The organism is Metabacillus sp. YM-086 (assembly GCF_048059995.1).
Lineage (GTDB): Bacteria > Bacillota > Bacilli > Bacillales > Bacillaceae > Metabacillus > Metabacillus litoralis_B.
Window position 1 is genome coordinate 1 of sequence record NZ_JBLUOI010000135.1, and the last position, 7,312, is coordinate 7,312.

At 37.8% G+C, this 7,312-nt stretch carries 8 protein-coding genes; all 8 read right to left on the reverse strand.

Features of this window, described 5'->3' with window-relative positions; genetic code table 11:
* Positions 1–35: 35 nt before the first annotated feature.
* Complete coding sequence (locus ACEWK1_RS26825) at positions 36–1,184, reverse strand: acyl-CoA dehydrogenase family protein (protein ID WP_121662359.1); 1,149 nt, start codon at positions 1,182–1,184, stop codon at positions 36–38.
* Between the two features lie 28 nt (positions 1,185–1,212).
* The gene (locus ACEWK1_RS26830) at positions 1,213–2,376 is read right to left on the reverse strand and encodes a thiolase family protein (protein ID WP_121662360.1); all 1,164 of its coding nucleotides are present in this window, start codon (positions 2,374–2,376) and stop codon (positions 1,213–1,215) included.
* A 148-nt stretch (positions 2,377–2,524) separates the two neighbouring features.
* Positions 2,525–2,956 carry a PaaI family thioesterase gene (locus ACEWK1_RS26835; RefSeq protein ID WP_121662361.1) on the reverse strand — a complete coding sequence of 144 codons (432 nt, stop codon included), beginning with the start codon at positions 2,954–2,956 and terminating at the stop codon, positions 2,525–2,527.
* Positions 2,957–3,022: 66 nt separating this feature from the next.
* The gene (locus ACEWK1_RS26840; protein WP_121662362.1) at positions 3,023–4,240 is read right to left on the reverse strand and encodes an ABC transporter substrate-binding protein; all 1,218 of its coding nucleotides are present in this window, start codon (positions 4,238–4,240) and stop codon (positions 3,023–3,025) included.
* Positions 4,241–4,321: 81 nt separating this feature from the next.
* Complete coding sequence (locus ACEWK1_RS26845; RefSeq protein ID WP_121662363.1) at positions 4,322–5,029, reverse strand: ABC transporter ATP-binding protein; 708 nt, start codon at positions 5,027–5,029, stop codon at positions 4,322–4,324.
* Positions 5,013–5,786, reverse strand: a complete 774-nt coding sequence (locus ACEWK1_RS26850) for an ABC transporter ATP-binding protein (protein WP_121662364.1) — start codon at positions 5,784–5,786, stop codon at positions 5,013–5,015. The genes ACEWK1_RS26845 and ACEWK1_RS26850 overlap by 17 nt, the downstream gene beginning before the upstream one ends.
* Positions 5,786–6,793: a branched-chain amino acid ABC transporter permease gene (locus ACEWK1_RS26855; RefSeq protein WP_373995102.1), complete on the reverse strand. Its 1,008-nt coding sequence runs from the start codon at positions 6,791–6,793 to the stop codon at positions 5,786–5,788. The genes ACEWK1_RS26850 and ACEWK1_RS26855 overlap by 1 nt, the downstream gene beginning before the upstream one ends.
* A partial coding sequence (locus ACEWK1_RS26860; RefSeq protein ID WP_416636832.1) for a branched-chain amino acid ABC transporter permease occupies positions 6,790–7,312 on the reverse strand: 523 nt, incomplete at its 5' end. The genes ACEWK1_RS26860 and ACEWK1_RS26855, both read right to left, overlap by 4 nt.

Here is a 7,312-nt window from a genome sequence, read left to right on the forward strand (position 1 = left end):
ATTCTTTTCCTCCCTTCTTATCTTATTTCAGGAATCTAGCAATATTCTTTTCTTAATTGTCCAGCAATAATATTTTTCTGAATCTCGGATGTTCCTTCATAGATTCTTGTAATTCTTGCATCTCGATAATATCTTTCAACTGGAAAATCTCTTATATAACCTAGACCACCGTGAATTTGGACAGCTTTATCTGCAACCCGATTATAAACTTCAGAGCCATAAAGCTTTAGCATGGCTGCTTCTTTAATCACCTTTTCATTTTGATCAACCATCCATGCAACTCTGTACGTAAATGATCTAAGTGCTTCAATCTCCATTGCCATCTCAGCTAGCATATGGGCAACTGCTTGGTGCTCAATGATTGGTACAGAAAATTGCTCTCTTTCCTCGGCATGGATCATGCACATATCCAAAAGCTTTTGGGAAGATCCTAAGTTTCTAGCTGCTAGACCCGCTCTGCCATTTGCTAGAATTTTAAGAGCATTCACATAGCCTTGACCAACTTCGCCCAATACGTTTTCTTCGGGAACCTCGCAATCTTCAAAAATCAGTTCTGCTGATTGTGAACCATGAAGTCCCATTTTTCGTTCAATTGCTCCAATCTTAAAGCCTGGAGAATTTCTTTCAACAAGAAAAGACGTGATCCCCTTAGCACCTTTTTCCGGATCAGTTACAGCCATAACCGTAAAAACTTCGGCTACTGTTGCATTTGTTATATAATGTTTCGTCCCATTTAAAATATATTTATTTCCCTTCTTAATTGCTGTTGTTTTCAAGTTTGTAGCATGTGAACCAGCTTGAGGTTCTGTTAAAGCAAAAGCTCCAATTTTGTCTCCTCTTGCCATATCAGGTAAAAATCTTTTCTTTTGTTGTTCATTGCCCATTTCAACTATACCAACAGTTCCGATACCTGTATGAGCCCCGATTAATGTTGTATAGCCATTATGTGTTTTCCCAATTTCTTCATAAAGCGCACATTTTCCAACCATTCCGATCCCAAGTCCACCGTATTGCTCTGGAATACTAAGGCTAAACAATCCGAGTTCCTTCGACTTTTCGATGATTTCTTTAGGAATTTCATCATCATCTTCAATTTGCATGGCATGTGGCTCAACTTCATTTTTAATAAAATCTCTTATATTATTTCTTAAATAAAGAATTTCTTCATCAAACTGAAAATCCATTTTTTCACTCCTTTCACACTTAGATTCCTTATATTCTCTCTAATGACAGGGCAATACCTTGCCCTCCGCCAATACACGCAGTTACTAAGCCCTTTTTTACATCTCGGCGTTTCATCTCATAAACGAGTTTCGTGATTAACATTCCTCCTGTTGCGGCAATTGGATGTCCATGTGCAATCGCCCCACCATTTACGTTTACTTTATCCATGTTAAAGGAGAGTTCACGGTCACATGCTAACACCTGTGCAGCAAAGGCTTCATTGATTTCAATTAAATCATATTCTTCTAAATCTTCCTCTCTTTGAGATAAGAGCTTTTTAACAGCTGGGACCGGACCAATTCCCATGATGTTCGGATCCACTCCTGCGATTGACCAGCCTGTGATTTTAGCTAAGGGTTGTAATCCCCTTTTCTTTGCTTCATCTTCAGACATCACGACAAGCGCTGAAGCCCCATCATTCACACCAGAAGAGTTACCAGCTGTAACACTTCCTCCTTGCATAAAGGCCGGTGGTAGCTTGGCGAGCTGCTCCATTGTTACATTTGGTCTTGGGTGTTCATCGGCTGAAAAAAGAAGCTCACCTTTTCTCGTTTGTATTGGAATTGAAACAATTTGCTCATCAAAATAATGATTTTCCATCGCAGTAGCCATGCGTTGTTGACTTCGTAGGGAAAATTCATCTTGTTCTTCTCTTGAGATGCTGTATTTCTCTACTAAATTTTCAGCTGTTATCCCCATTGGTGGGTCACCAATATGATCTGGTGAAAGGTTTCGAGAAACAAACTTGGGTGGCATGCGATCAAATGGTTTATCTTGTGGTGCTAATAAATATGGTGTTCGTGACATGCTTTCAGTTCCGCCTGAAATGACAAGTTTTGCTTGACCTGCTATGATTGCTTCTGCTGCTAAGGCAACACTATTAATACCTGAGCCACATTGTCTATCAATCGTTAATCCAGGTACCGAAAAAGGTAATCCTGCTTCAAGTAACGTAAGTCTGGCGATATTACCTCCACCGGATAAACAGTTTCCTAAAATGACATCATCAACTTCTTCTCCCTTTACATTGATCCGTTTTAATGCTTCTTTTATAGTAATCGCCCCATAAATGTAAGGATCTAATCCTGAAAGGGCCCCACCTTTTTTGGCAATTGGTGTTCTAACTGCTGAAACAATAACTGCTTGCGGCATTTAAACCATCTCCTCTTTATTTGTTTCATTTATTCTTTATGAAGCAATTTTCATGCCAATAATCTTCGTAATATCTATTAGACTTAAAGAAAAAAGCAACTCATTTTTGAATTATTTTAAAGGAATGTTAATTCAAATTTGCAAGCTATCATTCATTTTTGCATGAAGAATCCTCTTGCTTAGTGTGGAGAATTTTAAACGTTCCTGTACCTTTTGCAATCATTTTGCCATTTTGATCAGTAATGACACCTTCACCTGTCACAATTTTGTAGCCTAAGTGAAGGATTTTCGCTTTTGCTGTTAAAACACCGCTTGAAAGTGGTGAAAGATAGGAAATATTTAAATTGATTGTAGTAGATGGACGTTGAACAAGTGAGGTAATCGTGGCACCAATAATATTATCAATAAGTGTTGCAGTAACTCCTCCATGTACTGTCTTTATTCCATTTAGATGGTGCTCCTGAATCTTTAGTTCAAGAACAACCTCCCCTTTTTCATACGTAACGGTTTTTACACCAAGCAGCTTTGAAAATGAACTTTTGTCAACAAGTCTTAGTTCCGGCTCTAGTATCACAATCATTCTCCTTTCCTCTTTTTTTAGAAACAAGAAAAATCGGGTGGTGCCAGGCACCACCCTCTAACACCTTTACTGAACTGATTTATCAACGATTTTCCCATCTTCCACAACAGCCATTCGAAGCTCTGTTGTTAAACCACCATTTTCTTCTATTTCAGTAATTTCGTAGATTCGTTTGTCAGCAGGGAGGTTATTTAATCCAGCTTCTACTTGTGCCATAATTGCTTCTGGATCATCAACGGATCCTGCAGCTTTCATAGCCTCTACAAACAGATACATGGCCAAGTAATGATACCCAGCCTCTGAGCCAGGGTTTTTACCTTGTGCTGCTGCATAGTCTTCAATGAATTTCGCATTGCCATCATTTTTAGAGTGAATAAGTGGTAAAACCCCAACAGATCCTTCTATCAAATCTGGACCACCCAACACTGCTTCAATTTCATCCAGTTTTGCTTGGTCCATTATGAGGAATCCTCCTTTAAAACCAAGTTCTCTAGCTTGTTTAATAACAAGGGCAGTCGGCTCTGATGGACCACCAACGAATAAAACATCAGGCTTTTCTTTCAATGCATTCGTAACGATTGTGAAAAAGTCTGTATCTTTACTAAAGTCAATGGATCCTTTATAAACCACTTCTCCACCCAAATCCTTCCAACCTGGTTCAAGTAATGCAGCCCAGTCTTTTCCATATTGACTAGCAGTTGGAAGCATCGCAATCTTTTTGCCGAATCGTTCCATTTGATATTTAGAAAACGGCTCAATATATGAGCTATACTTTGGTGGAATACGTAATGTTAACGGATTTCCTTGTTCCGTTATCTTCGGCTCACTAGAATAAGCTCCGATTATAAATTTTTCCTGAAGATTAAAAACTTGTGTAGCAAAAATACCACCACTATGTGGAACAAAAATGATTGGTGTTTTGTCTTCTTGAACTAACCGTTTTGCATTTGCTCCTGTTTCATTCGGTAAGTATTTATCATCTAAAGAAACTAGGTTTAAAGAATAATTTTTACCATCCACTTCAAATCCACCATTGTTGTTAATTTCATCTACAGCCATAGATAAACCACTTAATGTGTTCTCTCCGTAATAGGCAGCAGGTCCACTCAAAGGACCGCTATACCCAATATTAACAACTTCACCGGCCGGCTTTTCTTCTGTATTTGATGTTGTTTCTCCTGTGTCCCCTTCGCTTTGGTTTGCTGGTTCTGTTGATGTGTTCCCGCTACAAGCTGCAAGCATAAAAATGAGTACAAAAGCAAAGAAATAAACAAGCTTTTTCATCCTTATTCCCCCTTAAATCTTTTTTAAAAGAAATAAACCTGTAAATGGAGTAGACACCTCCTTTCAATGAAGCTTAGAACCTTAAGCACCTATATACGCTTTCCTCACTTCGTCATTTTCAAATAAATCCTTGCTTTTCCCTTCTAAAACAATTTTCCCTGTTTCAATTACATAGCCTCGATCAGCGATTTTTAATGCAGCATTTGCGTTTTGTTCAGCTAAAAGGACTGTTGTTCCATTTTTGTTGATTTGTTGGATAACACTAAACACTTGTTCTACAATTAAAGGAGCGAGACCAATAGATGGCTCATCAAGTAAAATAACCTTTGGAGATGCCATAAGGGCTCTCCCTATAGCTAGCATTTGTTGCTGACCACCACTTAACGATCCAGCTGGATCATCTTTTTTGTCGTTTAAAATAGGAAAAAGCTCAAACACTTCGTGAAGTGATTTTTTTCGTTTTTCTTTATCTCTTCGATGAACAAAGCCACCCAAGACGAGATTTTCGTAAACAGACATTTGTGGAAATAACTTTCTTCCTTCTGCACATTGAACAATTCCAAGTGACACAAGTCGATCTGCTGACAGTCCACTTATACTTTGATCGTTAAATTCAATGCTTCCTGAAGAAGGTTTACTTAAACCGCTTATCGTTCGAAAGATTGTACTTTTCCCAGCACCATTGGCACCTAATAAAACAACAAATTCTCCTTGTTTCACACTAAGATTGATATTTTCTAATGCCTGATATCCACCATAAGAAACAGAAACATCAGTAAGCTTGAGCAACAGCTTCACCTCCTAAGTAAGCTTCAATTACAGCTGGATTTCTTTTGATCTCTTTTGGTGTTCCTTCTGCGATTTTTTGTCCATAATTTAAAACCATAATCTTATCTGCTAGATTCATAATCATTTGCATTTTGTGTTCAATGAGACAAACTGTTATTCCTTTTGAAACCATCTTCTTAATTAACTCTGCTAAACCGTCTGTTTCCTCAGGATTTACACCTGCAGCTGGTTCGTCTAAAAACACAATTGTTGGGTCAGTTGCCAGTGCTAAAGCAAATGCTGTACGCTTCATTGCTTCTTGCGAGATCTCTGACACAGGCTTATTGGCAAGGTCTGTTAACCCAACAAACTCTAATACCTCATATGCCTTTTCTAATGATTCCTTTTCCTCTCTTTTCATCCGAGATGTTCGAAAAATCGCATCAAATAATCCGGACGAGGTTCGTAATCTATGCCCAATTAGTACATTATCCAATACCGTAGTTTGCTCGAATAAATTTGTAGTTTGAAATGTTCTAGCTATACCAAGCTTTGCAATTTGATGAGCCTTTAACGGTGTAATATCTTTGCCTTCAAACATAACCGAGCCTGACGAGGGTTGATGAAATCCACTGATTAAGTTAAAAAAAGTTGATTTTCCTGCACCATTAGGACCTATAATTGCCGTTACCTTTCCTTTTTCAATCTCAAAGTCTACGCAATTAACTGCGGTCAACCCACCAAATGTTTTCGTCAGTCCCCTTACTTGAACAAGCATTATTTCTCCTCCTTTACAACAACAGATTGCAGATTTTGAGAAATTTCTTTCTGTGACTTTTTAGCTCTCTGCTTGATTAGCCATGTTTGCACCCCTCCAACAATCCCCCTTGGATAAAAAATAATCAGGAGAACAAGTATCGGACCAAAAATAAGCATCCGATAGTCTTGTAAAAATTGTAGATATTGAGAAATCCAGACAACAAGAAGTGTCCCAACAAGTGGTCCAGAGAGTGTGCCGATCCCTCCAACTAGCAAATACATCAACATATCAAAAGTAACGTTAATATACGAGATATCAGGTCCTATAAATCGAACAAATGAGGCATATAATCCACCTGCTAACCCAGCAAAGAAGGTAGATAAAACAAAGGAAACTAGTTTTTGTTTCATTGTTTCAATTCCAATCGTTTGAGCTAACTCTTCACTATTTCTAATGGCCATATATGTTCTTCCGATAAGAGAGTTAATGATTCTAGTAAAAATAAATATAGTGAACACGAGAAAGAATAATAAAAGATAGTATTGTGACTTAGGTGTTTGAAATGTTATCGGTCCGATCGGTGCTGGCGGAGGAATCCCAATTAAACCACGAACCCCTTCGGTTAGTCCCTCCCATTTGTAAATAACAAGATATATGATGTACCCAACACAAAGTGTATAAATGGCGAAGAAATGCTCTTTTGTTCGTAGGGCGATTATGCCTATTAAAAATCCCATAATGGTAGTAATCATTATTCCAAGCAGTAGTGCCAACCAAAAATTAAGCCCCACTTTTACTGTTAATATTCCAACCGAATAGGCACCGATGGCGAAAAATCCGGCATGTGCTAATGAAAGCTGACCAGTAAACCCACCAATCAAATTTAATCCATAAACTCCAATAGTCCATATAAAAGCAGTAGAAAAAATGTGTAATAAATATGGATTATCTGTTAACAAAGGCACCAAAATCGCCACTACAACTAACAATATGGTGGTATTTCTTTTATTTAAGAAACTCATCAAGATTGAGCCCCCTTTACAAACAAGCCTTTCGGTTTAATAGTCAATATCGCCACTAATAATAGAAAAGCAATTAAATCTTTATAATCATTTGAAATAAATGTTGCACTTAAGCTTTCGGAAAATCCTAAAATATAGCCACCAATGATTGCGCCTGGGATACTTCCCATTCCACCAATTATGATGATGACAAAAGCTTTTAAAATAACAAGATGACCCATACCTGGAAAAACAAGATTAATAGGTGAAGCTATCGAAGAGGCAAATGCTGCTAGAGCTCCTGAAATAAAAAACGTAATCATGGCCACTTTGTTTGCATTGATTCCTACTAAAAATGCACCTTCACGGTTTTGGGACATCGCAATAATGGCTGATCCTGTTATCGTTTTTTTCAAGAATAGATGTAAAAGTATCATCGCAATAATAGCTGTACCGATAATAAGGAGTCTTTGTGCAGTAACAGTTAGCCCTAGAAAATCTACAACAATATCATAAGGTGATAACATTCTGCGATATTCAGCA

Bases quoted from the DNA above. Each gene is read 5' to 3' on its own strand.
- ACEWK1_RS26830 (WP_121662360.1), bottom strand. From the start codon at position 2,376: ATGCCGCAAGCAGTTATTGTTTCAGCAGTTAGAACACCAATTGCCAAA.
- ACEWK1_RS26825 (WP_121662359.1), bottom strand. From the start codon at position 1,184: ATGGATTTTCAGTTTGATGAAGAAATTCTTTATTTAAGAAATAATATA.
- ACEWK1_RS26850 (WP_121662364.1), bottom strand. From the start codon at position 5,786: ATGCTTGTTCAAGTAAGGGGACTGACGAAAACATTTGGTGGGTTGACC.
- ACEWK1_RS26840 (WP_121662362.1), bottom strand. From the start codon at position 4,240: ATGAAAAAGCTTGTTTATTTCTTTGCTTTTGTACTCATTTTTATGCTT.
- ACEWK1_RS26835 (WP_121662361.1), bottom strand. From the start codon at position 2,956: ATGATTGTGATACTAGAGCCGGAACTAAGACTTGTTGACAAAAGTTCA.